Source organism: Roseburia inulinivorans DSM 16841, from assembly GCF_000174195.1.
Classification (GTDB): domain Bacteria; phylum Bacillota; class Clostridia; order Lachnospirales; family Lachnospiraceae; genus Roseburia; species Roseburia inulinivorans.
Genome location: NZ_ACFY01000003.1, coordinates 66,752 through 92,483, shown reverse-complemented (window position 1 = coordinate 92,483; position 25,732 = coordinate 66,752). Strand labels below are relative to the sequence as shown.

18 protein-coding genes are annotated in these 25,732 nt (G+C 44.3%); 1 reads left to right on the top strand and 17 read right to left on the bottom strand.

Annotation, left to right across the window (positions count from 1 at the left end):
* Nucleotides 1-72: 72 nt before the first annotated feature.
* The 3 genes from ROSEINA2194_RS19985 to ROSEINA2194_RS00470 form a co-directional block, all read right to left on the bottom strand.
* Nucleotides 73-1,986: an acyl-CoA dehydrogenase family protein gene (locus tag ROSEINA2194_RS19985; RefSeq protein WP_007882085.1), complete on the bottom strand. Its 1,914-nt coding sequence runs from the start codon at nt 1,984-1,986 to the stop codon at nt 73-75.
* An 85-nt stretch (nt 1,987-2,071) separates the two neighbouring features.
* Complete coding sequence (locus tag ROSEINA2194_RS00475; RefSeq protein ID WP_007882084.1) at nt 2,072-2,491, bottom strand: RrF2 family transcriptional regulator; 420 nt, start codon at nt 2,489-2,491, stop codon at nt 2,072-2,074.
* 127 nt (nt 2,492-2,618) lie between these two features.
* A complete protein-coding gene (locus tag ROSEINA2194_RS00470) occupies nt 2,619-4,076 on the bottom strand; it encodes an IS66 family transposase (protein ID WP_007882080.1) in 1,458 nt (485 codons plus the stop codon).
* A 349-nt stretch (nt 4,077-4,425) separates the two neighbouring features.
* Between ROSEINA2194_RS00470 and ROSEINA2194_RS00465 the strand changes: the two genes are divergently transcribed.
* Entirely contained in the window at nt 4,426-5,526 is a 1,101-nt protein-coding gene (locus ROSEINA2194_RS00465; RefSeq protein WP_007882076.1) for an IS701 family transposase, read from the top strand.
* Nucleotides 5,527-6,028: 502 nt separating this feature from the next.
* Here ROSEINA2194_RS00465 and ROSEINA2194_RS00455 read toward each other — a convergent pair.
* From ROSEINA2194_RS00455 to ROSEINA2194_RS00390, 14 genes are all read right to left on the bottom strand, one after another.
* The gene (locus ROSEINA2194_RS00455) at nt 6,029-7,522 is read right to left on the bottom strand and encodes a glutamate synthase subunit beta (protein WP_007882070.1); all 1,494 of its coding nucleotides are present in this window, start codon (nt 7,520-7,522) and stop codon (nt 6,029-6,031) included.
* Between the two features lie 40 nt (nt 7,523-7,562).
* A complete protein-coding gene (gene gltB, locus ROSEINA2194_RS00450; protein ID WP_044926685.1) occupies nt 7,563-12,128 on the bottom strand; it encodes a glutamate synthase large subunit in 4,566 nt (1,521 codons plus the stop codon).
* Between the two features lie 537 nt (nt 12,129-12,665).
* Nucleotides 12,666-13,232: a hypothetical protein gene (locus tag ROSEINA2194_RS00445; protein WP_007882064.1), complete on the bottom strand. Its 567-nt coding sequence runs from the start codon at nt 13,230-13,232 to the stop codon at nt 12,666-12,668.
* Between the two features lie 48 nt (nt 13,233-13,280).
* Nucleotides 13,281-13,949: a hypothetical protein gene (locus ROSEINA2194_RS00440; protein ID WP_044926666.1), complete on the bottom strand. Its 669-nt coding sequence runs from the start codon at nt 13,947-13,949 to the stop codon at nt 13,281-13,283.
* A 191-nt stretch (nt 13,950-14,140) separates the two neighbouring features.
* The gene (locus tag ROSEINA2194_RS00435) at nt 14,141-14,860 is read right to left on the bottom strand and encodes a LytR/AlgR family response regulator transcription factor (protein ID WP_007882062.1); all 720 of its coding nucleotides are present in this window, start codon (nt 14,858-14,860) and stop codon (nt 14,141-14,143) included.
* A gap of 96 nt (nt 14,861-14,956) precedes the next feature.
* Nucleotides 14,957-15,730, bottom strand: coding sequence for a CPBP family intramembrane glutamic endopeptidase (locus tag ROSEINA2194_RS00430; RefSeq protein WP_007882061.1), 774 nt, complete (start codon nt 15,728-15,730; stop codon nt 14,957-14,959).
* 13 nt (nt 15,731-15,743) lie between these two features.
* Entirely contained in the window at nt 15,744-16,403 is a 660-nt protein-coding gene (locus tag ROSEINA2194_RS00425) for an HAD hydrolase-like protein (protein WP_007882060.1), read from the bottom strand.
* Between the two features lies 1 nt (nt 16,404).
* Nucleotides 16,405-17,256, bottom strand: a complete 852-nt coding sequence (gene folK, locus ROSEINA2194_RS00420) for a 2-amino-4-hydroxy-6-hydroxymethyldihydropteridine diphosphokinase (protein ID WP_007882059.1) — start codon at nt 17,254-17,256, stop codon at nt 16,405-16,407.
* A gap of 56 nt (nt 17,257-17,312) precedes the next feature.
* Complete coding sequence (folP, locus tag ROSEINA2194_RS00415) at nt 17,313-18,122, bottom strand: dihydropteroate synthase (RefSeq protein ID WP_007882058.1); 810 nt, start codon at nt 18,120-18,122, stop codon at nt 17,313-17,315.
* Between the two features lie 25 nt (nt 18,123-18,147).
* On the bottom strand, nt 18,148-18,702 hold the full coding sequence (folE, locus tag ROSEINA2194_RS00410) for a GTP cyclohydrolase I FolE (protein WP_007882056.1): 555 nt from the start codon (nt 18,700-18,702) through the stop codon (nt 18,148-18,150).
* A 76-nt stretch (nt 18,703-18,778) separates the two neighbouring features.
* Nucleotides 18,779-20,137 carry a bifunctional folylpolyglutamate synthase/dihydrofolate synthase gene (locus ROSEINA2194_RS00405; RefSeq protein WP_007882052.1) on the bottom strand — a complete coding sequence of 453 codons (1,359 nt, stop codon included), beginning with the start codon at nt 20,135-20,137 and terminating at the stop codon, nt 18,779-18,781.
* Between the two features lie 28 nt (nt 20,138-20,165).
* Entirely contained in the window at nt 20,166-22,406 is a 2,241-nt protein-coding gene (locus ROSEINA2194_RS00400) for a DNA gyrase/topoisomerase IV subunit A (protein WP_007882049.1), read from the bottom strand.
* A 96-nt stretch (nt 22,407-22,502) separates the two neighbouring features.
* Nucleotides 22,503-24,419, bottom strand: a complete 1,917-nt coding sequence (locus ROSEINA2194_RS00395) for a DNA gyrase/topoisomerase IV subunit B (protein WP_007882044.1) — start codon at nt 24,417-24,419, stop codon at nt 22,503-22,505.
* A gap of 80 nt (nt 24,420-24,499) precedes the next feature.
* Nucleotides 24,500-25,582: a PucR family transcriptional regulator gene (locus tag ROSEINA2194_RS00390; protein WP_044926664.1), complete on the bottom strand. Its 1,083-nt coding sequence runs from the start codon at nt 25,580-25,582 to the stop codon at nt 24,500-24,502.
* Nucleotides 25,583-25,732: the final 150 nt, after the last annotated feature.

Below are 25,732 nucleotides of genomic sequence, written 5' to 3'. Positions count from 1 at the left end.
TTCGTAACTGTTTGGTATCCTCACAGTTTCCTTCTGCACAGTTACAATCGTTCATCTTATCGGTTCTCACTGTCAAGGCTTTACTTCGATAAAGCCTGTCTTCTTCTCTGCACACTCAGGACATACCCAATCCTCCGGAAGTTTTTCAAACAGCGTGCCCGGTAATATCTCTGCGTCCTCATCTCCGATCGCCGGATCGTACTCGTAACCACAGCCCAGACATACATAGGTGCTGTAGGAAGGCTTCTCCTTCTTCGGTGTCGGCCGTTTCATCTTGACCATCGGAGGTGCCGGCTGCTTCTCGCCGGTTCCCAGTGCCTCTGCCAGAAGCGGTAGGATCTCATTCAGATCACCCACGATTCCATAATCGCAATTTTTAAAAATCGGCGCATTGCCGTTTTTATTGATCGCAACGATCGTAGATGCCTCCTTGATTCCCTTCAGATGCTGGACTGCACCGGAGATTCCACATGCAATATAGAGATTTCCAACAAACTTCTGTCCCGACATGCCGACATAGCGGTTTAACGGTACATAACGCAAGGTTTCAGCCACCGGCCGCGAAGATCCGAGTGCCGCCCCGGCAGCCTTTGCCAGCTTCTCTGCCAGCTTCATGTTCTTCTTGTCTCCGATTCCCTTTCCGACGCTGACGACACGTTCCGCACGTATGATCGGTGTATCTATATCAATACCAACGCTGAAATCATGTCCGTCGTTCTTCAGATTCTCCACCAGCTGTGCGACCTTCTCCGCCGCTGTGCCTTCCTTGAGGATCATCCGTTTTCTCGCACCTGTGACCGGCTGTTTTTTCTTAGGCATACCATAAGCTGCTGCTGATTTTGGCTCCTTGCCCAGAATATTTGCTGCGATCACAACACGCTGTATCTCATTCGTTCCCTCATAAATCGTCGTAATCTTGGCATCGCGGTACATGCGTTCTACATCTGTACCCTTCAGATATCCGGCGCCTCCATAAATCTGTACGGCATCATTACATACCTCCAAAGCGATGTCAGAGGCATACATTTTCGCCATAGCTGCCTCCATTCCATAAGGCTCATGTTCCTCCTTTCGCTCTGCGGCTGAATAAACCAAAAATCTTGCGCAGCGGATCTTAGTCGCCATATCTGCGATCTTGAAGGAAATGCCCTGCTGGAATGCTACCGGCTTATCAAACTGAATGCGATCCTTTGCATATTCAACAGCACTCTCGTACGCACCCTGCGCAATACCCAGCGCCTGAGATGCGATTCCGATGCGTCCGCCATCCAGCGTTGCCATTGCGATTTTAAAGCCCTGTCCTTCTTTTCCGAGCAGATTCTCCTTTGGCACCTTCACATCATTAAAGATCAGCTGTCTGGTCGCAGAAGACCGGATACCCAGCTTGTCATAGTGATCGCCAAACTCAAAGCCCTTCCAGCCCTTTTCTACGATAAAGGCACTGATTCCTCTGGTTCCGATATCCGGTGTCGTCACTGCAAAGACAACGTAAGTATCCGCCTCCCCACCATTGGTAATAAATATTTTCTCTCCGTTTAACAGATAGTGATCGCCTTCCAACACAGCAGTTGTCTCCGTACCACCCGCATCGGATCCGGCATTTGGTTCGGTAAGTCCGAAAGCCGCCAGCTTCTCACCCTTTGCACAAGGCACCAGATACTTTTGTTTCTGCTCCTCACTGCCAAACGCATAGATCGGCCATGAGCCAAGTGATACATGCGCCGATAAAATGACACCAAATCCGCCATCTGTTCGCGACAGTTCCTCTACTGCAATCGCATAGCTGAGTGCATCCAGCCCCATTCCACCATACTCCTTGGGAAAAGGAATACCAAGCCATCCCTTTTGCGCCATCATCTTTACCTGCTCGGCCGGAAAATAATTTTCCTTGTCCCACTGGAATGCATAGGGTTTCACTTCAGTCTCGGCAAATTCGCGAATCTGCTGCCGAAGCAGCTCATGTTCCTGTGTTGTTTTAAATCCCATAGTGTGCCTCCTTTTCTCTTTGATGTACGCTCGAAATTCTCCATTCAGATGATTCCAAACGTACCTTGTGATATTAGTTTGACCTTTAACTACCTGATCCATCTCCGTGGATCAAAAAATATACGCTGTGCTGGTCTAATTCTTTCTGTAATTGCATCTGGATTCTGCATAGCTTTCGCCGGATCTCACAATGCTTCCTGCATTTTTTCTCCCAGCTGCATTCATACTCCGATGCCATACACGCATTGATCCGGTCATCATCCCCCATGATTTCCAACAACCGGTACAAGCTAAGCTCTCTCAGATCGCAATCCAGCAGACAGCCTCCACCGCTTCCCCTGACACTATCTACCACGCCTCCCTTTGCCAGCTTTGCAATAATCTTATACGCAAACTGCTGTGGTACGACTGCCTCCTCACAGATATTTTTCATTGTGTGTCGGTGTCCATCCGACAAAGCGCGCAGAATCCGCAGCGCATAATCTGTCTCTCGTGTGATAATCATAACAACCAGCCTCTATATATTTGTTTTTATAATATAATTCTTGACAAAATTTGTCAAGAATTATATTATAAAAAATCCTGATTGTAACAGCTCAGCCTTCCGGCTGCACAACCAGTCTTAGCACCGGCTAAAATATAGCCGGTGCACCCATAAATAATTTTTTTGCATTTTCTACTAACCCCATATTTCTTCTTTTCAGGGTTTCTATGATTGTCAGGATCGCACAATACATTTCATGTCCGCTGTCTTTGCGAAACCCTCCTGCCATCTTTTGCCGGTTCTTGACTTTTCTCAGGTCACGTTCACTCATGTTATCATCAAACGGAACACGGAAGTCATGCAGGAACAAAAGGTGGTTGTGCATATATTTCTCCAGGCGGTTCAACAGGGCTTTTTCATCCTTCTTGGCAAATCTGCGTCCGGGCTGCTTATTTTCCCTGCGTCCTGAAGCAATAAGATCCATGTATCTTTTCTCATAATCATGCAGGGTCTCTTCCGGAAAAGAGACTTCGCCCATGTCTGCGAGTTTTTTCCGCTCACGGTTCATCTCACAGAGCAGGTCTTTCATCTGCACTGACCAGCCATGCCCGGTTTCTTCCGTATTCTTACGCAGATAACGGATGATATGGACATTGCATTCACCGTGGTCTGTTCCAAAATGATACAATGCCGTTTCATGGTCGTGTACCAGGATTCCTGAAAGTTTTTTGAGGAAATCTATTTTTTTCAGGGCATCAATTGCCTTACTTTTCATGGCACGATAGATAACCGTCTTTCCTATACTGAAATTCCGGACATAATTTTGTTCTCCATTGACCGTTACTGTGGTGGCATCTGTCAATACCACTTCCTGATTAAGCAGTTCTGTTTCTAAATTCTGTATACTTCCTTCGGCATTACTGGCAAATTTTCTGCAGAATCCATAGACGCTCCCGGCTGAAAGACCGAGTTCGCCATTTCCGGCAGCATTTAAGAATGCAGCTATCCTGTCATTTGACATGACACCTTCACTGTACAGGACGGTTGAAAGTGCTTTTACAGTTGTTCCGTAAACCACATCACTCCGGTATTCATCGGGAATATTGAATTTCCCATTTTTATCCGGATAAATACGTATTTCTGTTACCATTGGTGTGACATCAAGGTCTACTACATATTTGGTAACATATTTCTGGCTGGAAGGATCTCCGATCTCCCTGACTTCATGTCTGCATTTCCCTGACCGGATTTTTTCTTCTACTTCTTCTTTTGTAAGGGTTGTACCCTTATGTCCTTTCTGCCCTCCTGCTTTGCGCCCCGTATGCTGGCAGCTGTTATAGGTGTTGGCAGGTTTTCCGCCTTTCTGGTCGGTGAAAGGTGGAAGGGAAGTGTTGGAGCTGTCATTATTGATAATGCTTTTCAGGCGGGCATTATCGTCTTTGAGAAGCCGGTTTTCCTCTGTAAGGCAGTCTATTTTGGCATTCAGACGGTCAACATCATTTTTATGTTCGATCTTCTCTACATGAAGATCTTCTTCCACTGCGTCAAGGCGTGCCATGACTTCCATAAGCTGGTTGTATAAACCTTTTTCATAATTTCCGCCCATTCATGACCGCCTCCCTTCTCTGTTTCTGATAGTATGATTTTATCAGAAACAGAAGAAAAAAGCGAATCCGGACGTTTCTGCTATTCGTCAAAATGACAGTGGATAACACAGGCTGATCATGAAAAAATGTGGATCAACAAAGCTTAAAACGCTAAAAAACAAGAATATCTCCAAAAGTTATGCACATATTTTGTAGGAACTTTCTTATAATCCTCCAACTGTGCAAAAAAATATGTTTACTGTGGAAAAGTCCCTATAAAAAAGGAAAAATTCAGCGTTTTTTACAATGATTTTTTATGCAGTTCAGCCGGAGGGCTGAACTGTTACATGCAAATCGTATTCCAATCGAATGATCAATCATCTTATGAGTATCCTGATTAGCATCTTTCTTTCTGGATACCATGGAAAAACCACGGATTTTGCTAAAAACAGTTCTTGCCACAGAACTACAATTGCCCATTTCCTCAACTCTGGAAAGTGGGATGAATCATTGCTTTCAGATACATTAAAAAGGTCTGTCATTGAGATTATTTATTCAGAAGCAGCCCGCACTAGAAAACCTGTTTTCTGTATTGTTGACGATACGATAGCTTCAAAGACAAAGCCTTCGTCACAGGCTCTGCATCCGATTGAAGATGCGTATTTTCATCAATCTCATTTGAAAGGGAAACAGGACTATGGGCATCAGGCAGTTTCGGTTATGCTTTCCTGTAACGGCATTGTTTTGAATTATGCTTTTGTGCTGTATAACAAGGCAATTTCTAAAATTGACATTGTTCAGGATATCGCAAGGGAACTGCCAACTCCTCCGGTAAAGTCTTATTTTCTTTGTGACTGTTGGTACGTTTCTGAAAAAATAATCAACACCTTTGCCATACAAGGATTTCATACAATTGGTGCTTTGAAAACAAATCGTTTGCTGTACCCGTCAGGAATGAAAAAGAAGCTAAGTGAACTGGCTGCCGAACTATCCATAACACATAAAAACTTTGACCTTGTGACAGTCAAAGGCAGAAACTATTATGTGTACCGATATGAAGGAAATCTCAATGGTATAGAAAACGCGCTTGTTCTTCTCAGCTATCCTGAAAAAGCATTTGGAAAACCGAAAGCACTAAGGGCTTTCCTTTGCATGGATGTGTCTTTATCCACAAATGAAATCCTGGACAATTACGTATGCAGGTGGTCAATTGAGGTGTTTTTCCGCCAATGTAAGGATAAACTGGCGTTGGACAGCTATCAAATCCGTTCTGCGCAGGGAATCCGAAGATACTGGTTGATTATGTCATTTGCACACTATATGTGTGTTGTTGGAACTGGCGAAGTCTGTCCTTTTGAAACAGGGTATCACAAGATCAGTGACATAATCCAGATGGAAAAATATCTGACCCTCTATCAATGTGCAAGGGAATGCAATGATTTTGACTCCTTTGTAAAGGTCGTGGTGTAGTTTTGTGCAATTTTTCAAATTTGCTCATTTATAGTTAAAAAAACATTCCATAACCAATCTTGTCTTTTCAGATAACAAACATACAAAATTATAACAGTAAACATTGGTATTACAAATAGACTACCTATATATTCCCTAATAAGCACTATATTAAACACAAGCATAGCTGTAATCACTATATTATTTTTAAGATTAAGTCGAAATGTTAAACTACAATTAAATAAAATCAAATATGATAAAATGCTCATAACAATGATTTGTATTTCCATATTTTCACATTCACCTTTCTCATTAATGGATTAATTTTAACAAAAATATTTTCCCAATGCAACTCCCCTCAACAGCAGAAAACAGAACAAAAAAGAACTGCTATGTTTTCAAAATTATAAAGAAGTCAATTCTGAAAACTAACAGTTCTATTTTACTATATGAAATTGTCATCATATGCAATTTACATAATCTAAAAAAATTGAGACAATGACATACAAATGATAATTTAGTTTTACTGCACCGACAAATATGAATATCCCATCAGACTTTCATCCACTTCTCTTGCTGCTTCACGTCCTTCGCGGATTGCCCATACGACAAGTGACTGTCCTCTGTGCATATCTCCTGCGGTGAAGACGTTTTTCACATTGGTTGCATAAGCTCCCTCAGCGGTTGCGACGTTTGTTTTGGCATTTAAGTCCACACCGAATGCGCTTACGATATAGTTTTCTGTTCCTAAGAATCCGGCTGCGATCAGTACAAGGTCTGCATCCATTTTCTGTTCGGAACCCGGTACTTCTGCCATCATCATACGGCCTGTTTTCTCGTCTTTTTTGCTCTCTAATTTCACCGTGACAAGTCCACAGAGATTTCCATTTTTATCTTTCAGAAATTCTTTTACCGTGGTCTGATAGATACGTGGGTCATGTCCGAATACTGCGATCGCCTCCTCCTGACCATAATCTGTCTTGCAGACTTTTGGCCACTCCGGCCACGGATTGTTCTCCGCTCTCGTATCCGGCGCTTTCGGCATCATCTCAAGCTGTGTCACACTGGCTGCGCCGTGACGGATGGATGTGCCCACACAGTCATTTCCGGTGTCACCGCCACCGATGATGACCACTCTTTTTCCTTTTGCAGAAATGTACTGATTGTCTTTCAATTCAGAATCCAAAAGGCTTTTTGTGGTAGCTTTCAAGAAATCCACTGCAAAATAAATACCTTTCGCATCTCTGCCCGGCGCCTTGATATCTCTTGGATTTTTGGCTCCACATGCCAGAACGACCCTGTCATATTCTTTTAACAATTTTGCAGCTTTGACATCTTTGCCGACATTCGTATTTGTGACAAATGTAATGCCTTCCTCCTTCATAATGGAAACCTTGCGGTCGATCACCCATTTTTCCAGTTTCATATTCGGGATTCCGTACATCAACAGTCCACCCACCCTGTCATCGCGCTCGTATACGGTTACAAGGTGTCCGCGCTTATTCAGCTGGTCTGCCACTGCAAGTCCGGCAGGACCGGAACCAATGACTGCGACTTTCTTTCCTGTGCGGACTCTCGGTGGTTTTGCTTTCGCATAGCCCTGTTCATAAGCGTTCTCGATAATGCCATGTTCGTTTTCCTTACAGGTAACGGCATCCCCCCAGTGTCCGCAGGTACATGCTGCTTCGCATAGTGCAGGACATACCCTTGATGTGAACTCCGGGAAGTTGTTCGTCTTTTTCAGACGGTTGTATGCCTGCTCCCAGTTCCCTGTGTATACAAGATCGTTCCACTCCGGGACAAGGTTATGTAACGGGCATCCGCTCGTCATTCCCATGATATTCATTCCCGCCTGACAGAAGGGAACGCCACAGTTCATGCAGCGTGCGCCCTGTATCTGCTGTTCTTCCTTTGACAGTGGTGTGTGGAATTCGTTAAAATTTCTGATACGCTCCAATGGTGCTTCACTCACCGATGTCTCTCTTTTATAATCCATAAATCCGGTTGGTTTTCCCATGATATTTCCTCCATTTTCTTTTCGTATTCCCTACTGACGATCAACCTCTCGTATTCGCATAGAATGCTTCGATCTGTGCCTGTTCGGATGAGAGACCTTTCTCCTCCATCTGAACGATAGCCATCAGCATACGGTTGTAATCATACGGGATTACTTTCTTAAATTTCGGCAGATACTCACTGAAGTTATCCAGAATTTCCTTACCTTTTTCGGAATTGGTAAATGCCACATGCTCTTTGATCATGTCTTTTAATTCCATAACATCGTATTTATTGGATACTTCCTCAGAAAATACCATCTCTTTGTTCATGCGGGTGTAAAGGTCGTTATCCTCATCCAACACATAAGCGATACCGCCGCTCATACCAGCCGCAAAATTTTTGCCAGTTTTACCTAAAACTACGACACGTCCGCCTGTCATATACTCACAGCCATGGTCGCCGACACCTTCTACAACTGCGGAAGCGCCTGAGTTACGCACGCAGAAACGCTCGCCTGCCACACCGCTGATGAATGCTTTTCCGCTCGTTGCACCATAAAGGGCTACGTTACCAATGATGATATTCTCGTCTTTTTTGTATTTTACACCTGCCGGGGCATAAACCACTAATTTACCACCGGAAAGTCCCTTGCCAAAGTAGTCGTTGGAATCGCCTACAAGCTCTAAGGTCAGTCCTTTTGGAATGAACGCACCAAAACTCTGTCCACCTGCACCGGTACATTTAACTACAAATGTATCTTCCTCTAAGCCGGTTCCATATTTTTTTGTTATCTCGGAACCAAAAATCGTACCGAAGGAACGGTCTGTGTTCGTCACTTCCACATCAATGCTTCTGCGCTGTTTGTTTGCAAGTGCAGAGCCAAGCTGTTTTAAAAGTACCGTCTCGTCTTTTGATTTTTCCAGTTCAAAATCATATACATGTTTTGGATCAAAGGTTACTTTCTCCTTCGGTCCTGCATATGGGTTGTTTAAAATTCTGGAAAGATCGATCTCTTTCTCACGTCCGGTCAGATCTTCCCGGACTTTTAAGAGGTCGCTTCGTCCAACCATCTCATCCACGGTTCTGCAGCCGAGTTTTGCCATGTATTCACGGAGTTCCTCTGCGATAAACTTCATAAAGTTTTCCACATATTCCGGTTTTCCTGCAAAACGTTTTCTTAATTCCGGATTCTGTGTTGCGATACCTGCCGGACAGGTATCTAAGTTACAGACACGCATCATGACACATCCCATGGTTACAAGCGGAGCCGTTGCAAATCCGTATTCCTCTGCTCCGAGAAGCGCTGCGATCGCAACATCACGGCCGCTCATTAATTTTCCGTCTGTCTCAATCCTTACTTTATTGCGGAGTCCGTTCATGATCAAAGTCTGGTGTGTCTCTGCAAGTCCAAGCTCCCAAGGAAGTCCTGCATTGTGGATGGAACTTGCCGGAGCAGCACCTGTACCGCCATCGTAACCGGAGATCAGCACAACCTGTGCGCCAGCTTTTGCAACACCCGCTGCAACGGTTCCGACACCTGCCTCTGAAACAAGTTTTACGGAAATTCTTGCCGCTCTGTTAGAGTTTTTCAAATCAAAGATCAGCTGCTCTAAATCCTCGATGGAGTAAATATCATGGTGTGGTGGCGGAGAAATTAAGGATACCCCCGGTGTGGAAAGTCTTGTCTTTGCAATCCATGGATAAACTTTTTTGCCCGGAAGATGTCCACCTTCGCCCGGTTTTGCTCCCTGTGCCATCTTGATCTGGATCTCTTCCGCACTGACTAAGTACTGGCTTGTGACACCAAATCGTCCGGATGCGACCTGCTTGATCTTGGAGCATCTGTCCACTGCGGTATTTTTACTTGCGATACGCTCGTAATCCTCACCACCTTCACCGGTGTTTGATTTGCCGTGAAGCCGGTTCATCGCAATAGCAAGCGTCTCATGTGCTTCCTGTGAGATAGAACCATAGGACATCGCACCGGTCTTAAATCTTGTCACGATAGAGTCAACGCTTTCCACTTCCTCGACCGGCACACCTTTTTTCGGATAATTGAAATCCATCAGTCCACGGATGCAGCCGTCTTTTTCCTCACTGTCCACAAGCTCCGTGTACTGTTTGAACAGGTTGTAATCCCCACGTTTCGTGGATTCCTGTAACAGATGGATGGTTGCCGGATTGTAAAGGTGCTGGTCTGCACCACTTCTCATTTTGTGGCGTCCCCTGCTGTCTAAGGTTAAGTCAGTCTCTAAACCAAGCGGATCGTATGCCGCAGAATGTAATTCGTTCACATCATTTTCAATGTCTTTTAATGTAATACCACCAATGCGGCTCACGGTATTTGTGAAATACTTATCGATCACGTCAGAGTCGATACCGATCGCCTCGAAGATTTTGGAACCTTCGTAAGACTGGATCGTGGAAATACCCATTTTGGAAGCAATCTTTACAATACCATTTAAGATCGCTGCATTGTAATCATCCACTGCCGCATAGTAATCTTTGTCTAACATATGCTCATCCACTAACTGTTTTACGGTATCCTGTGCCAGATATGGGTTGATCGCACAGGCACCATAACCTAACAGTGTTGCAAAATGATGTACCTCTCTCGGCTCGCCGGACTCTAAGATCATGGCGACTGCCGTTCTCTTTTTTGTCTTGACCAGATGCTGCTGCAGGGCGGACACTGCAAGCAGTGATGGGATCGGCACATGGTATTCGTCGACACCACGGTCAGACAGGATCAAAATGTTTGCGCCCTCCCTGTATGCCCGGTCTGCTTCCACGAAGAGACGCTCAATGGCTTTTTCGAGGCTTGTGCTCTTATAATAGGTAGTCGGGATTACTTCTACCTTAAATCCGTCCACTTTCATATTTTTAATTTTCATCAGATCGGTATTCGTAAGGATCGGATTATTGACCTTTAACACCTGACAGTTAATGGCTTTTTCTTCCAGAAGGTTGCCATCCTCTCCGATGTATACGGTTGTGGAAGTCACCACTTTTTCACGGATAGAGTCGATCGGCGGGTTGGTAACCTGTGCAAATAACTGCTTGAAGTAATTAAACAATGGCTGATGATCGGTTGCCAGTGCAGCAAGTGGCGTATCAATGCCCATGGCGGACGTTCCCTCACCACCATTTTTTGCCATCGGTAAAATGGCATCCCTCAAAGATTCATAGGTATAACCAAATGCCTTCTGCATTCTCTGACGCTCTTCCTTGGTGTATTCCGGCACACGCTGGTTTGGAATTTTCAAATCTTTTAAATTTAACAGGTTGCGGTCGATCCATTCACCGTAAGGCTGTTTGCCTGCATAAGTCTCTTTTAACTCATCATCATCGATCACTCTTCCCTTTACGGTATCTACCAGAAGCATTTTTCCCGGACGAAGTCTCTCTTTTACCACGATTTTCGTCGGATCAATGTCAAGTACACCGACCTCAGAGGAAAGAATGAGGTAATCGTCATCTGTAATGTAATAGCGGGAAGGACGGAGTCCGTTACGGTCAAGCACCGCTCCCATAATATCGCCATCGGAGAAAAGAATGGATGCAGGTCCATCCCACGGCTCCATCATCGTTGCGTAATACTGGTAAAAATCTTTTTTCTTCTGGGACATGAGGCTGTTGTTCGCCCACGGCTCCGGAATTAAGATCATGACAGCGAGCGGAAGATCCATGCCGCTCATTACAAGGAATTCCAGCGTATTGTCAAGCATTGCAGAGTCGGAACCCTCGGTGTTGACGACCGGAAGCACTTTCTGTAATTCGCCCTTTAAAAATTCGGACTCCATGGTCTCCTCACGGGCAAGCATCTTATCTGCATTTCCTTTGATCGTGTTGATCTCACCGTTATGTACGATAAAACGGTTTGGATGTGCTCTCTCCCAGCTTGGGTTTGTGTTCGTAGAGAAACGGGAGTGTACGGTTGCGATCGCAGATTCATAATCTTTGTCCTGAAGATCTGCAAAGAACAGGCGGAGCTGCTCTACTAAGAACATTCCCTTGTATACAATCGTTCTGCTGGATAAAGAGACAACATAGGTATCATCATTCGACTGTTCAAACACACGTCTTGCCACATACAGTTTGCGGTCGAACGGAAGTCCCTTTTCCACATTCTTCGGGCGCTTTACAAACCCCTGCATAATGCAAGGCATACAGTCGATTGCTTTCTGTCCAAGCTTTGTCGGATCGATCGGTACTTCTCTCCATCCTAAAAATTCCATGCCCTCTTTCCGGACAATGACTTCGAACATTTTCTTTGCCTGATTGCGTTTCAACTCATCCTGCGGGAAGAAAAACATACCGATACCATAATCTCTCTCACCACCAAGTTCAATACCAAGCGGTTTTACGGCTTTCGTAAAAAATTTATGAGAAATCTGTAAAAGGATACCAACACCATCACCGGTCTTTCCTTCTGCATCTTTTCCTGCTCTGTGCTTTAAGTTTTCAACAATTTTCAAAGCATTCTCCACGGTTTCATGTGTCTTGATACCTTTGATATTGACAACCGAACCGATACCGCAGTTGTCATGTTCAAATGCCGGATCGTACATTCCGTCTGTTTTTGTCTGGGAATCCTTTGGTGCAAATTTGTTCAGAGTGACCATTTTTGCAGATGTTTCTTTCTGTTGCTCTTTCATACGCAAATTCCTTTCTTAATCCAGATTGAAACTGCCGCTTTGCAGACAATCTCATTGTTGTAATAAAAAGAGGCGCTCAAATAACCCAATGATCGATTGGGTATCTAAGCGCCTTTGCTTCATGAATTATTTTATTTTTCTTGTTTTCTAATATACAACTTTTTGATACTTCTGTCTATCTATTTTTTTGCAATATTGTCTGATAATTTGAATATTTATTATTTATAGCAGTATTGTTTATACTATTATAGTTATATTCTTACTGTAATATATGGATACAAACAATTCTTTCCTTGTTTTATAATAAAAAAATTTTTGATTTTCAAGTGATAAAATATCACTTCAGGTGTTTTTCTGGAATTGTGTTTGAATTGTCGGAGTATAGAATATTACTATTTGTTACGGCAGATTTTAATATTCTGTTTTCTGTAATAAAAAGTTGTGATACATGGTAGATTATCTGATCACTAACCAAGACAGGCATCAGTGAAATATCGGCTTTTATTATGCCCGCACGTCAAACGGCTGATATCTCTGTTGTTTTTTCTGCAATTCCTCGTCGGACAATTTCTGCTGTAACTCTGCTTCTGAAAGCTGTCCGGTAGTTTCCAGATTTCCTTCCTGCGCATCGATTGATTCCGACATATCATCCATAATTTCGGATAAAACACCCTTATCATCGGTTTTGCCGTCTGTTCCTGCTGCCTCGCCTTGAGCCTCCTTTTTCTGCTCTTCCTCGGTCTTTGGCTTATATTTCTCAGCCGCTTTCGCCATCTGCTCTCCGCGCTCTTCTGCCTCATCTAAGATGTGGAACATCTGTGAGCTGTTGTACTCCTGTTTTGCTGCCGCAATCTCATCCTCGTAAGTATGAAACTTCTCCAGCTTTTTTGCAATTTCTTCGATTGTATCCGCTTTCTGATTTTTGAGATTCTGCTTCTGTGTCTCAAAAAAAGCAATTTTTCCGTCCCGCTCTTCCTGTCTCTGTATTTTTTCCCTCGTGCTTTTTAACATGTTTGCATTTGACTGCCAGGGTGCGGACGTGTTTTTGGAAAAGTTGATCGTAACACTCATAATAGTTCTCCTGTCTTATCTCCTCTGCAAATTTGTCAATTTTCTTTTTTATCCCCAGAAATCGTATTTACTCGTCTCAAGTGCACTCAGCAATGAAGAGCCGTTCGATGTATACTGGCTCGATGTGCTCACAACATTGGACGCTGCGTTCTGGCTGATTCTTCCGCTCACAAAACTGATCTTGGAAGCAAGCCCGGTATCTCCATCCAACACTTTCTTTAACGTGTCTGCATCTGCACTCTGTAACACTTTCTCGTCAATGGAAAGACTGCCGTCTTTTGCCTGTGTGATACCAATGCGCTTCAATGCCTCTTTGTCCCCGGCAGGAATATCCTTTAACTGCTGTCTGTAAAACTCATTTAAAGTATCCCCGGTTTCCCTGAGCTGTTTTAACGTTGCGTTGTAGCTCTCGACCATTTTTTTTGCCGAGGAAACAATATCCTTTGTACTGCCGCTTTCCTTTGCCCTGTCATAAATGGAGTTCTTATCTGTTGCCACAAGACTAGAAGCATATCCGTTCAGGTTCCCCGAAATATCTTCCAGCTTCGAATAATTCTTTTTCTTTGCGATCGCCGTTGCATCCGCACTGGCATTCACTCCGTTCAGCAGACCGGAAAAAGATGACTTTTTGTTCAGGATATCTAACAGTGTTGTCTGCTGAAATGGAATTCCGCTTTTTGCGGCTGAGTGTGCAAGCATTTGTGTTGTAATTCGCATATTATTGCCTCCCTGTATGTCTTGCCAAAACTGCACCATAACGATGCATTTTGCCTTTCTTTACTCCGTATATCGGTCGGGCATTTTCTGATTTTAGCGAATTGTAACGAACAGGCTCTTTTATGTAATGAAAAATCAGCAGATCTATGTTCCGCTGATTTTTGCTTTTTTCCGCTATTTTGCAGTCCTTTTCATCCTGCGCTTCTCAGATATTTCATATAAGCCGTGACAAAATCGTTATACTTTTGTTTTGCCAGATAAACTTTGTCACCATTTTTCATCTGTATCGTGGTCGCATCATACTTGTACACTTCCCGCAGATTTACCAGAAATCCCCGGTGCGAACGGAAAAAACCCTCTCCCAGCCGCTTCTCCAACACTTCCATTTTCTCATAAAAAGTATAACTGCTCTCCGGCATATTTTTCGTGTGCAGCACAATCTTGCGCGCCTCGTTCTCCGCATACAAAATATTTTTTGCCAGAACTTCCATATAACTGCCATCTGCTTTTATCAACAGGGACATTTCCTCTTTTTCCCGCTCAAGCTGCCACATGGCGCGCTGCATCACTTCCGCAAACTTGTGCTCGTCCACCGGCTTTAACAGATAGTGAAACGCCCCGACATCATAACCTTCAAACACATATTCTTTGAACGCTGTCACAAAAATGATCATCGCATTGGATGTCTCCCGGATTTTCCGGGCTGTCTCCATGCCGTTTAACGTCTGATTTCCATCTTCTCCACGCAGGGAAACATCCAGCAGGATCACATCAAAGGATGTCTGATCTCGTAACAGTGCCTCTCCGCTGCCAAACAGGCGAACCTGTGAATCCGGGATACATTTTTCGGTCAGACTTTTTAAATACTCTCTTATAGGCTGTTCATCATCACATATCGCAATTTTCGGCATTTTCTTCACTCCATACTCTGTACTTTATCTTATATCGACCAGCTCATAAGCTTTTCTTATGGAATATGTAATGAAATGTCGTTTTTATGTAACGAATTATTTTCTCCGGTAAAAAAGGCTGACAACGGCTATTCCTGCCACTGCCATCACAACCGTAAACAAAATGCCGTTTACCGTCGGATAAAAACTGAACTCCAGCCATCCTGTCTCCGTCCGCAGCACCGCCACAAGATTTGCCGCAATATGCCCAAAAACTGCCATGGAAAGCTTCCCTGTTTTTTCCAACACAAACGCAAGAAGCAATCCGATCACCGCCGCATACAAAAACTGCACCAGATTGACATGCATGATACCAAAGATAAGTGCTGAACCGATCAATGCCGGTGTCACGCCAAAATAAAGCTTCAGACGCTTGTACACCACACCGCGGAACAGCAATTCTTCTGCGATTGGAATCACAAGGCAGGAACCGAGCAGTTCAAACACAACCGTTCCCGCAAAAAAGGACTGGTTTGCCTCCTGAAACCCCTCCGACATCTGCACTAACGGCGTCATTGCAATGATGTTATTCACGGCAATGCCAAGTGTTGCTGCACCCACAACAGCCAAAGCTGCGTCTGTGAGCCATTTTGTATCCAATTTTTCTTTTTCAGTTCCATAGACAACCTGCTCTGCAATTTTATCCTGCTTATAAAAACTCATCGTCGCCGGGATCGTTGCAGCCGAGCAGATAAGCTGGCGCAGCATATAGGTCTGTTGCCCATCCCCCAGAAAAAGTCCCAGCACGAAGTACATAAGGCTCGACACAACATAATAAATGCCAATCGGATAAATGATCTGCCAGAGTTTAAAACCGCCTGTCGTTTTCATGATATCTTCCTTTCTATCGCATCTGCTGCAGTGCTTCCACAACCTCTGCCATGTTGTCGCAGACACAGTATGCCCCTGCACGCTCTAACAGTTCTCTTTTTCCAAATCCATAGGATACGCCGACACAGCGGATTCCAAACTGATCCGCTCCAATCACGTCATACTCAGTGTCTCCGATCAGGCACATCTGGTCTTTTGTGATCTGCATATGCTCCATCCGTCTGCCAAGCTCCTCTAATACCTGCTGTTTGGTGCTGATATTTCCATCTAAAGTGGAACCGACAATCTCATCAAAATACGGTGTCAGGGAAAAATGTTCCAGAATACGTCTGCACGCTGTCTCCGGCTTGGAGGAAGCAAGTGCGATGACGCAGCCTGCTTCTTTTAACTTGCGGATCGTATCTGCGACACCCTCATATAATTCACACTCGAAAATACCGGTCTTATCAAACCTCTCCCGGTATTTTAATACCGCCTGCCATGCCTTGTCTGCATCAAAACCGTATTTTTCACGGAAAACAGGATCAAGCGGCGGTCCGATAAAACACAACAGCTTTTTCCGGTCCGGTTCCTCAATTCCAAAACTGCTTAATGCATATTGTACACACTTTGTAATTCCCTCTTCTGAGTTAATGATCGTACCATCCAGATCAAATAAGACTGCTTTTATCATATTACCTCTCTTTCAGTTCTCCAAGTAACTGCGACACTGTTTTTCCAAAAACCGGATGGCGGTAATTCGGGCAAAGTTCTGCCAGCGGTTTTAACACAAAGTCACGATTCTGCATATCAATATGCGGTATGATAAGATTCACATCCTCGTACACAAGCTTATCATAAAAAATAATGTCAAGATCCAATGTTCTAGGTCCCCAGTGAATGATACGCTCCCGGTTAGCGTGCTGCTCGATCTCATGCAGTTTCTCCAACAGCTCCTGCGGTGATAACAGCGTCTTTAATGCGATCGCCCCGTTAACAAAATCGTCCTGCTCCACTCCGCCGTAAGGCTTTGTCACCAGAAGTTCTGACACTCTGACCTCTTTGATCTCTTTGATCCGGCGCAGTTCCTCGATTCCATTCCCAATATAGGCATTCTTGTCCCCAAGATTGGAACCGACCGCAAGATACACCTCATGCCACTGCCGTTTCATCGTCACCGACACATTTTCAAATGGAAGCCCGATCGGAGCATGCGGTTTACATAATTCAATCTCTACTCCTTTTAACACCGGCATAGAAAGAAGCATCGCTTCCGCTAACTGCTCTGCGACGCTCTCAATTAATTTGTATGTATGATCCTGTAGAAAATCTGTGATAAAATGGCTGACTTCGCCATAATTCAAAGAATCCGACAGATTGTCTGTCTTTCCAGCTTTTCTGCAGTCCAAAAAAAGTTTTGCATTCACGTAAAAGTCCTGTCCATCCCTTGTTTCCTCCGGAAAAACCCCATGATGTGCAAATACTTTTAAATTCGTTATTTTAATAAAATCTCCTGTCATCCCGATACTTCCTTTCAGCACTTCCATCTTCCTGTTATCTAAAGCCTGCAAAACTCCTGAAAAAGCAGGTATTCCGCAATTGCTTATTTCCTGTCCAGGATTGCCTCTGCCATCTGAATTGCCCGGTGATTTTCTTTTACATCATGCACACGGACAAACATACAGCCTGCTTCCACCGCCATGACCGTTGTGACAATCGTTCCCTCCACACGCTCTGCTGCCGGAAGGTCGAGTGTCAATCCGATCACAGACTTCCTTGAGGTGCCAAGCAGCACCGGATATTTTAATTCATTGAACTCTTTCAGGCGGCGGATCACTTCCAGATTGTTCTCATAACTTTTTGCGAATCCAACACCCGGGTCTAAGATGATCTTATCGTCCGCAATTCCAGCTGCTTTGGCAAGTGCGATCGTCTCCCGAAGATCCTGTTTCATGTCCTCCATAAAATTCCGGTACTCAGTATTGTCCCGGTTATGCATGAGACAGCACGCCAGTCCTGATTTAGCAATGACCTCTGCCATGCGCGCGTCATATTTCAGTCCCCAGATATCATTGATCAGATCGGCTCCTGCCTGCGCTGCGGCCTCTGCAACGCCACTTTTATAAGTATCCACAGAAATCGGTATCTCAAACTCTTTTTTCACCGCCTCAATGACCGGAACCACCCTGTCTGTCTCCTCCTCATCGGAAATCTTTGTATATCCCGGTCTTGTGGATTCCCCGCCGATGTCGATCACATCTGCGCCGTCTCCTATCATCTCTTCCACGTGCTTTAATGCCGCATCAATCTGATTGAACTTTCCACCATCGGAAAAAGAGTCCGGTGTCACATTTAAAATTCCCATAATATAAGTATGTCCTGTTGTTGCAAAATCCCTGCTGCCTATTCTCATTTTTTTAACCTTTCCTGACTTTATCTTACGCTCTTACCAGATCAAAAAACTGTCTTTGAAGCCTCTCATCCTGTTCAAAAACACCGCGCGTCACAAATGTTACCGTCTTGCTTCCCGGCTTTTTCACACCACGCATCGTCATGCACATATGCTCTGCTTCCAGCATGACCATTGCGCCCTGTGGCTTTAAATATTCCATTAATGCATCTGCGATCTGTGCCGTCAACTGTTCCTGGATCTGCGGACGCTTTGCATACACTTCCACGGTTCTTGCCAGTTTGCTGAGACCTACGACTTTTCCATCCGGGATATACGCAATATGCGCTTTTCCGTAAAAAGGCATAAAATGATGCTCACATGTCGAGTAAAATGTAATATCTTTTTCGAGAACCATCGCATTGTCTTTCACATGAAATGTCTTTGACAGCGGTTCTTCAGCGGTCTGCGTCAGTCCACCAAATATCTCTTCATACATTCTGGCAATGCGGTCAGGGGTATCGAGAAGCCCTTCTCTGTCCGGGTTTTCCCCGATTCCTTCCAATATTAATTTTACGCCCTCTTGTATTTTCTTTTTATCCATCTTTTTTCCTTCTTTACCGATACTGAAATGATATGGTCCACGTACGATACTGCATTCCTATGTACGCTTTTATCGATCAATCCGACTGCATGATCTGCCTGATCTCTTTGAGATAAGATAAGGAGCCAAATGCAAGGATCACGCCGTCTTTTTTCGTGTGTTCCAGTGCCAGCTGCACTGCTTCCTTCATGGAACTGCATGCACTGACCTTCGGAAGCGGTTCCATACCTCCTGCTCCCTGTGGACTATTTTCTGTGCCCTGTACTTTTTCCGGCTTTCCGGCTCTCTTTTTCCACAGACGAGCCACGATTGCTTCTGCCTCGGACGCAAGTTCTTCCGCTCTCATCGCCCTCGGATTATCCGGTGTGACCGTAAAGACAGCTCCCGCATAAGGCAGCATTGCCTCCAGCACTTTTTTGTGTTCCTTATCTGCAAGTACACCTATTATATAAGTTATTGGAATGTTTGTAAAATATTTTTCCACAGACGCACTTAATTGAAGTGCCGCATCCTCATTGTGCGCACCGTCTATGATAAACAGCGGCTGTTCTCCTATGATCTCAAACCTGCCCGGCCACACGGTATTTCTGATCCCGTCTATAATGATCCGGTCTGCAATTCCAAGAACCTCCTTTAACACTGTGACCGCCAGACAGCAGTTTTCCACCTGATATGTCCCTGTAAGCTGGGTTGTCACCGTTCCAAGTCCCGGATGATCGAATCTGATCTCTTTTAACGTTTCGGTTTCCACCGTTACCTTGGAAACATCGGCGGTATAAAGCCTTGCATGCTGTTTTTCTGCCTCTGCTTCTATCGCCTCCATTGCCTCTGCTTTTTGCAGGATGGTCACGACCGGACAATCTTTTTTGATAATGCCGGCTTTTGCCTGTGCAATCTCGGTCAGTGTATTTCCAAGAAATTGCATATGATCCATACTGACTGATGTAATAACGGAGCACACTGGCTTTTTGATCAGATTCGTTGCGTCTGTTCTGCCGCCCATTCCAACTTCCAACAGTACATAATCACATTTTTTCTGATAAAAATACAAAAATGCCATCGCTGTTTCCACTTCAAAAATCGTCGGATGTTCCATACCTTTTTCCACCATGCGGTCACAGGCACACTTCACCTGTTCCATGATATCCGCATACTCCTCGTGGCTCATGGACTGAAGATTGATCCGCCACACTTCCATCGGATCAAACACCGCCGGGGAACTATATCTGCCTACCCGGTATCCGGCTTCTATGAGTACCCGCTCTAAATAAGCCCCGGTAGAACCTTTTCCATTCGTTCCCGCAATGTGGATGATCTTAAGCCGCTCCTGTATATCCCCAAGCTCGTGCATTAAATTTTCAATACTATCAAGTCCTAATATGCTTCCCGATCTGCTGACATTTACGGCATACGCTCTTGCCTGCTCGTAATTCATTTTCCCACCTTACTTCTTTTGGTTTTATTTAACGCTTCGTTCCCTTGGTGTCACGATTTCCAACACGAAGTCTGTTTAAGACAACCTCTTTTCCCTTTACTTCAACGGTCTGCTCGTTCTCGCCGTCTAACACATAAATGTTACTCAATGCATCTCCTGCATTCAGTTTCATGCCACGCACGCCGACTGCTCCCTTTTTCTTTTCCGGGATTGTGGAAGCCTCAATACGCAAAAACATTTCTTTCTCAGACTGCATGACAACCGTCTCCTCACCTGTCATTGCGTGCACGATCAGAAGTTCATCATCCTCATTTAACTTCGTTGAGGCTGTCGTTCTCTTTGCCACGTCAAATTCACTTCCGTCAACCATCTTAAGCATGGCTGTTTTGGTTCCAAATAATAATCTGGAGTGAATGATCGCACCGAGGTTGATAATGTATATAAAGTTTTCCTCACTACTATCGTAGTTACTTAGATTGTCGATTGGAATTCCCTTATCTCGGAACTTTCCATATGGAAGATCAAGCACTTTCAACAGATGCATCTGTCCTTTGTTTGTAAAAATACAGATTTTATCCGTGTTCTTACAGGTTAAGATGTAACGGTTTTCCGTATCCGCTGCCTCTTTATTTCTCTCATAGACACTGACATCCACCGTTTTTGCATAGCCAAAGCGATCCATGAGGAACACCACATCCATCTCCTCAATCTTCTTCTCTTCCACAACCGCTTCCTCAAGATTGTCGATCAGAGTTTTTCTCGGAACCGCATACTGTTTCTTATAAGACTGAAGTTCTTTGATCAGCACTTTCGCCATGGTGGCACGGTTTTCCAAAATGTCCTCATACTCGGCGATATGCTTTAACGTATCCTCATGGTCTTTCATCAATGCCTCGATTTCTAAACCGATCAGCTTCTGTAAACGCATCTCCAGGATTGCCGTGGTCTGACGCTCTGTAAAACGGAGCTCTGATGCCATTTTTTCTGACTGTGCCGATTTAAAGGTGATATTGTCCGTCACACCATCGGTCAGACATGCTCTTGCATCTTTTACATTCTTACTTCCGCGAAGGATTTCAATAATAAGGTCAATGACATCACACGCCTTGATCAATCCTTCCTGTATTTCTTTTTTGTCTAATTCTTTTTTCAGTAATGTCTGATATTTTCTTGTGGCAAGCTCATACTGGAACTTCACATGATGACGGATGATTGGCACAAGTCCCAGCGTCTCAGGCCGTCCCTCCGCAACTGCCAGCATATTCACACCAAATGTGTCCTCTAACTTTGTCTTTTTATACAGCAGATTGATGAGATTCTGCGTATCGGCTCCTTTTCGAAGCTCTAACACAATACGGATTCCCTCTTTGGAGGACTGGTTTGTGATATCCACGATATCATTTGTTTTCTTGGTCTCCACGAGACTGTATACATCATTCAAAAATTTTCCGATGTTCGCACCGATCATCGTATATGGGATCTCAGTGATAACAATGCGCTCTTTTCCACCTTTGACCTGCTCCACTTCCACTTTTCCACGGATTTTGATCTTACCCATACCGGTGGAATAGATCTGGATCAGATCGTCCTTATTGGCAATAATTCCTCCTGTCGGGAAATCAGGCCCCGGAATATATTCCATCATCTGCTCGGTATTGATATCCGGATTCTTAATGTATGCGATCACACCGTCGATCACTTCACCCAGATTGTGCGGTGGTGTGCTTGTCACCATACCGACCGCAATACCATCGGAACCGTTCACCAAGAGATTCGGGATCTTGACCGGCAAAACTTCCGGCTCTTTCTCTGTCTCATCAAAGTTTGGCACAAAATCCACGACATCCTTATCCAGATCCGATAAAAATGCCTCCTGTGTGATTTTCTGCAGCCGCGCCTCCGTGTAACGCATCGCAGCCGCGCCATCGCCCTCGATGGAACCAAAGTTACCATGTCCATCTACAAGCGGCAACCCTTTCTTAAATTCCTGTGCCATGACAACAAGTGCGTCATAAATAGAACTGTCGCCATGTGGATGATATTTACCCATGGTATCGCCGACAATACGCGCACATTTACGGTACGGCTTGTCATACCGGATTCCCAGTTCGTACATATCATATAAAGTTCTTCGCTGCACCGGTTTTAAGCCATCGCGGACATCCGGCAAAGCTCTTGCGATAATAACACTCATCGCATAATCTATATAAGATTTCTGCATCAGTTCCGAATACTCGGTACGGATAATCTGTTCTTCCTGCTGCATCATATAACCTCTCTATCTGTTATTCTACAGACCATTGCAAAATGTTTGTCATCTGCTTTACGATTTTTCAATGATCTACTGCCATTTTTACCGTCTGCACTATACGTCGAGTTCTGCGTCATGCGCATGTTCATAAATAAATGTCTTTCTCGGTGGAACATCATTTCCCATCAGAAGCTCTGTGATATCAGAAGCCATGCGGCCGTCCTCGATCTCAATCCGCTTTAACATTCTGGTAGCCGGATTCAATGTAGTCTCCCACAACTGCTCGGCATCCATCTCACCAAGACCTTTGTAACGCTGTAAGGTAAAGTTACTTCCCTTATGTGCTTTTCTGTATTTTTCCAGAGCCGCATCATCGTAAAGATACTCTTCCTCGCCCTTGCCCGGAATGACTTTGTAAAGCGGTGGCATTGCCACATAGACATGTCCTTCATAGATAAGTTCCGGCATAAAACGGTAAAACAATGTCAGAAGCAGTGTTGAGATATGTGCTCCGTCCACATCGGCATCCGCCATGATGATGATCTTGTCATAACGAAGTTTTGTGATATCAAAATCGTTTCCATATCCCTCGGAAAAACCACATCCAAACGCATTGATCATGGTCTTGATCTCTGCATTGGCTAACACCTTGTCAATACTTGCTTTTTCCACATTTAAGATTTTACCCCTGATTGGCAGGATTGCCTGATAATTTCTGTCTCTCGCTGTCTTTGCGGAACCTCCGGCGGAATCTCCCTCGACGATGAAGATTTCACAGATGGAAGCGTCCCTGCTCTCACAATTTGCAAGCTTTCCATTGGAATCAAACGAAAACTTCTGCTTGGTGAGCAGATTGGTCTTGGCGCGCTCCTCGGTCTTACGGATCTTTGCCGCTTTTTCCGCGCAGGAGATGACCGTTTTCAATGTCTCTAAGTTTTTATCAAAAAATAACTGAATCTCGTCGCCGGTCACTTTTGCAGTGGCTTTCGCCGCATCCTGATTATCTAATTTCGTCTTTGTCTGTCCCTCAAATCTCGGATCAGGATGTTTGATGGAAACAACTGCCGTCATTCCGTTTCGGACATCCGCTCCGGTGAAGTTCACATCTTTTTCTTTTAAAATACCAAGTTCTCTCGCATAAGAATTAATGACGGTTGTAAATACGGTTTTAAATCCCGTGATATGTGTACCACCCTCGGCATTAAAAATATTATTACAGAATCCCAGGATATTCTCATGAAATTCATTCGTGTACTGGAATGCAGCTTCCACGGTAATGCCTTCAGATTCCCCTTTAAAGTAGACGACATCATGAAGCACTTCCGTATTTTTATTCAAATCCTTTACAAAACCACGGATTCCATCTTCCTCATGATATACGATATGTTCGACTTCCTCGCCACGGCGGTCCTCATAAATGATCGTAAGTTTCGGATTCAGATATGCCGTCTCATGCATACGGCTTTTGATCTCATCCTCTTTGAATCTCGTCTTTTCAAAAATTTCCGGATCTGGAAGAAAGTTTACTTTGGTTCCGGTCTTTTTTGTCTTGCCAATCTTAGGAAGCAATCCATTCTCCAATTCCACAACCGGAACGCCTCTCTCATAGCGGTCGTGATGAATATACCCCTCTCTGCTGATCTCCACATCCATATAAACAGACAATGCATTGACAACGGAAGAACCTACTCCGTGAAGCCCTCCACTCGTCTTATATGCGGAATCATCAAACTTACCGCCGGCGTGTAAGGTTGTGTATACAAGACGTGCTGCCGAAACACCTTTGGCGTGCATTCCGACCGGAACGCCTCGTCCATTATCTTCTACCGTACAGGAACCATTCTTCTCCAATGTGACATGGATCGTATCACATGCCCCTGCCAGATGCTCATCCACAGAGTTGTCTACGATCTCATAGATCAGGTGGTTCAATCCCTTTCTGGAAACACTTCCGATATACATTCCCGGTCTTTTCCGAACAGCCTCTAACCCTTCTAAAACCGATATGCTGTGCTCATCATAACCTGCCATTTCTTACCTCACTTCATTCATTTTCCTGCGCTCTGTCACAAACTTGCAGATTCATTTCATAATATTCTTTCAAATCTGCCCTACTCTTCTACCTTCTGCTGGTTCATATGTGCAATGACCATCATCGCAATCTTAAAGGTCATTGCATCATCAAACTTACGGATATCTAATCCGATTGCCTTCTCTAAACGTTCCAGACGATATACTAATGTATTCCGGTGCACATATAACTGTCTGGCGGTCTCTGAGATATTCAGATTATTTTCAAAAAACTTCTGGATGGTTGTATTGATCTCTTCATTAAATATATCCGGCACTTCATCCCCGAACACTTCATGAATAAACATCTCACATAAGCTCATCGGAAGCTGATAGATCAGACGCCCAATTCCAAGCAGGCTGTATGCAATCGTCTCACGCTCTGCATAAAAAATTCTTCCGACTTCTAACGCCATCTTGGCTTCCTGATAGGATTTGGCAATATCTTGCAGATTATGCACATGGTTTCCATAGCCCACGCGCACTTTCACCATCGCCTCAGTGTGCATATTATCCACGATCATTCTTGCCAATGTCTGCAGTTCTTCATCTTCTTTCATGTCTCTGGTATCTTTGATCAGGACAATGCTCTGCTCGTCCACTTCTGTCACATAGTCTCTGGTCTTGGTCACGAACAGATTCTTGACTGTCTCCATCGCGGTTGCATCTTTCTTGCCGTCAATCTCAATCACGAAAACAACACGTTCTGCCTGTTCAATATGCAGCTTCTGGGCCTTATTGTACATGTCCACCACGAGCATATTTCCAAGCAGGATATTCTGCATAAAATTATTACGGTCAAACTGCTCCATATAAGCGGCTGCAAGATTCCTTATCTGGCAGACTGCCAACCGTCCTACCATATAAGCATCTTCTGCGGATGACTTTGTCAAAAGAATATATTCCACTTCACCCTCTACCATTACTTTAAAGAAATGACAACCGGACAACATCTGGCTCTCTGCCATCGATGTTGCAAATGAAGTTACCGCTTCTTCCATATCTCCTTCCGGTTCAAAAGTAGCCGCAACCTGTTTTCCTTTCTCTGAATATAATGCCAGATCAATCTTGGAAATCTCCTTGATCTCGTCTAAAGCAGTCTGTATCTTATGGTTTGATATCATACGCTCCATTCCTTTCGTTATTTATTATATAGAACACATGTTTGTTTTGCAATCATTATTTTTCCATTGGACGCACTGATACTGCGACAGTCAGATTTATGATTGTCTGCAAAGAAAAACCGGGTACAAATGCTGCACCCGGTTCTACTG

Coding starts and splice junctions, on each gene's coding strand:
- ROSEINA2194_RS19985 (WP_007882085.1), bottom strand. CDS start 1,986: ATGGGATTTAAAACAACACAGGAACATGAGCTGCTTCGGCAGCAGATT.
- ROSEINA2194_RS00475 (WP_007882084.1), bottom strand. CDS start 2,491: ATGATTATCACACGAGAGACAGATTATGCGCTGCGGATTCTGCGCGCT.
- ROSEINA2194_RS00470 (WP_007882080.1), bottom strand. CDS start 4,076: ATGGGCGGAAATTATGAAAAAGGTTTATACAACCAGCTTATGGAAGTC.
- ROSEINA2194_RS00465 (WP_007882076.1), top strand. CDS start 4,426: ATGATCAATCATCTTATGAGTATCCTGATTAGCATCTTTCTTTCTGGA.
- ROSEINA2194_RS00455 (WP_007882070.1), bottom strand. CDS start 7,522: ATGGGAAAACCAACCGGATTTATGGATTATAAAAGAGAGACATCGGTG.
- gltB (WP_044926685.1), bottom strand. CDS start 12,128: ATGGTCACTCTGAACAAATTTGCACCAAAGGATTCCCAGACAAAAACA.
- ROSEINA2194_RS00445 (WP_007882064.1), bottom strand. CDS start 13,232: ATGAGTGTTACGATCAACTTTTCCAAAAACACGTCCGCACCCTGGCAG.
- ROSEINA2194_RS00440 (WP_044926666.1), bottom strand. CDS start 13,949: ATGCGAATTACAACACAAATGCTTGCACACTCAGCCGCAAAAAGCGGA.
- ROSEINA2194_RS00435 (WP_007882062.1), bottom strand. CDS start 14,860: ATGCCGAAAATTGCGATATGTGATGATGAACAGCCTATAAGAGAGTAT.
- ROSEINA2194_RS00430 (WP_007882061.1), bottom strand. CDS start 15,730: ATGAAAACGACAGGCGGTTTTAAACTCTGGCAGATCATTTATCCGATT.
- ROSEINA2194_RS00425 (WP_007882060.1), bottom strand. CDS start 16,403: ATGATAAAAGCAGTCTTATTTGATCTGGATGGTACGATCATTAACTCA.
- folK (WP_007882059.1), bottom strand. CDS start 17,256: ATGGAAGTGCTGAAAGGAAGTATCGGGATGACAGGAGATTTTATTAAA.
- folP (WP_007882058.1), bottom strand. CDS start 18,122: ATGAGAATAGGCAGCAGGGATTTTGCAACAACAGGACATACTTATATT.
- folE (WP_007882056.1), bottom strand. CDS start 18,702: ATGGATAAAAAGAAAATACAAGAGGGCGTAAAATTAATATTGGAAGGA.
- ROSEINA2194_RS00405 (WP_007882052.1), bottom strand. CDS start 20,137: ATGAATTACGAGCAGGCAAGAGCGTATGCCGTAAATGTCAGCAGATCG.
- ROSEINA2194_RS00400 (WP_007882049.1), bottom strand. CDS start 22,406: ATGATGCAGCAGGAAGAACAGATTATCCGTACCGAGTATTCGGAACTG.
- ROSEINA2194_RS00395 (WP_007882044.1), bottom strand. CDS start 24,419: ATGGCAGGTTATGATGAGCACAGCATATCGGTTTTAGAAGGGTTAGAG.
- ROSEINA2194_RS00390 (WP_044926664.1), bottom strand. CDS start 25,582: ATGATATCAAACCATAAGATACAGACTGCTTTAGACGAGATCAAGGAG.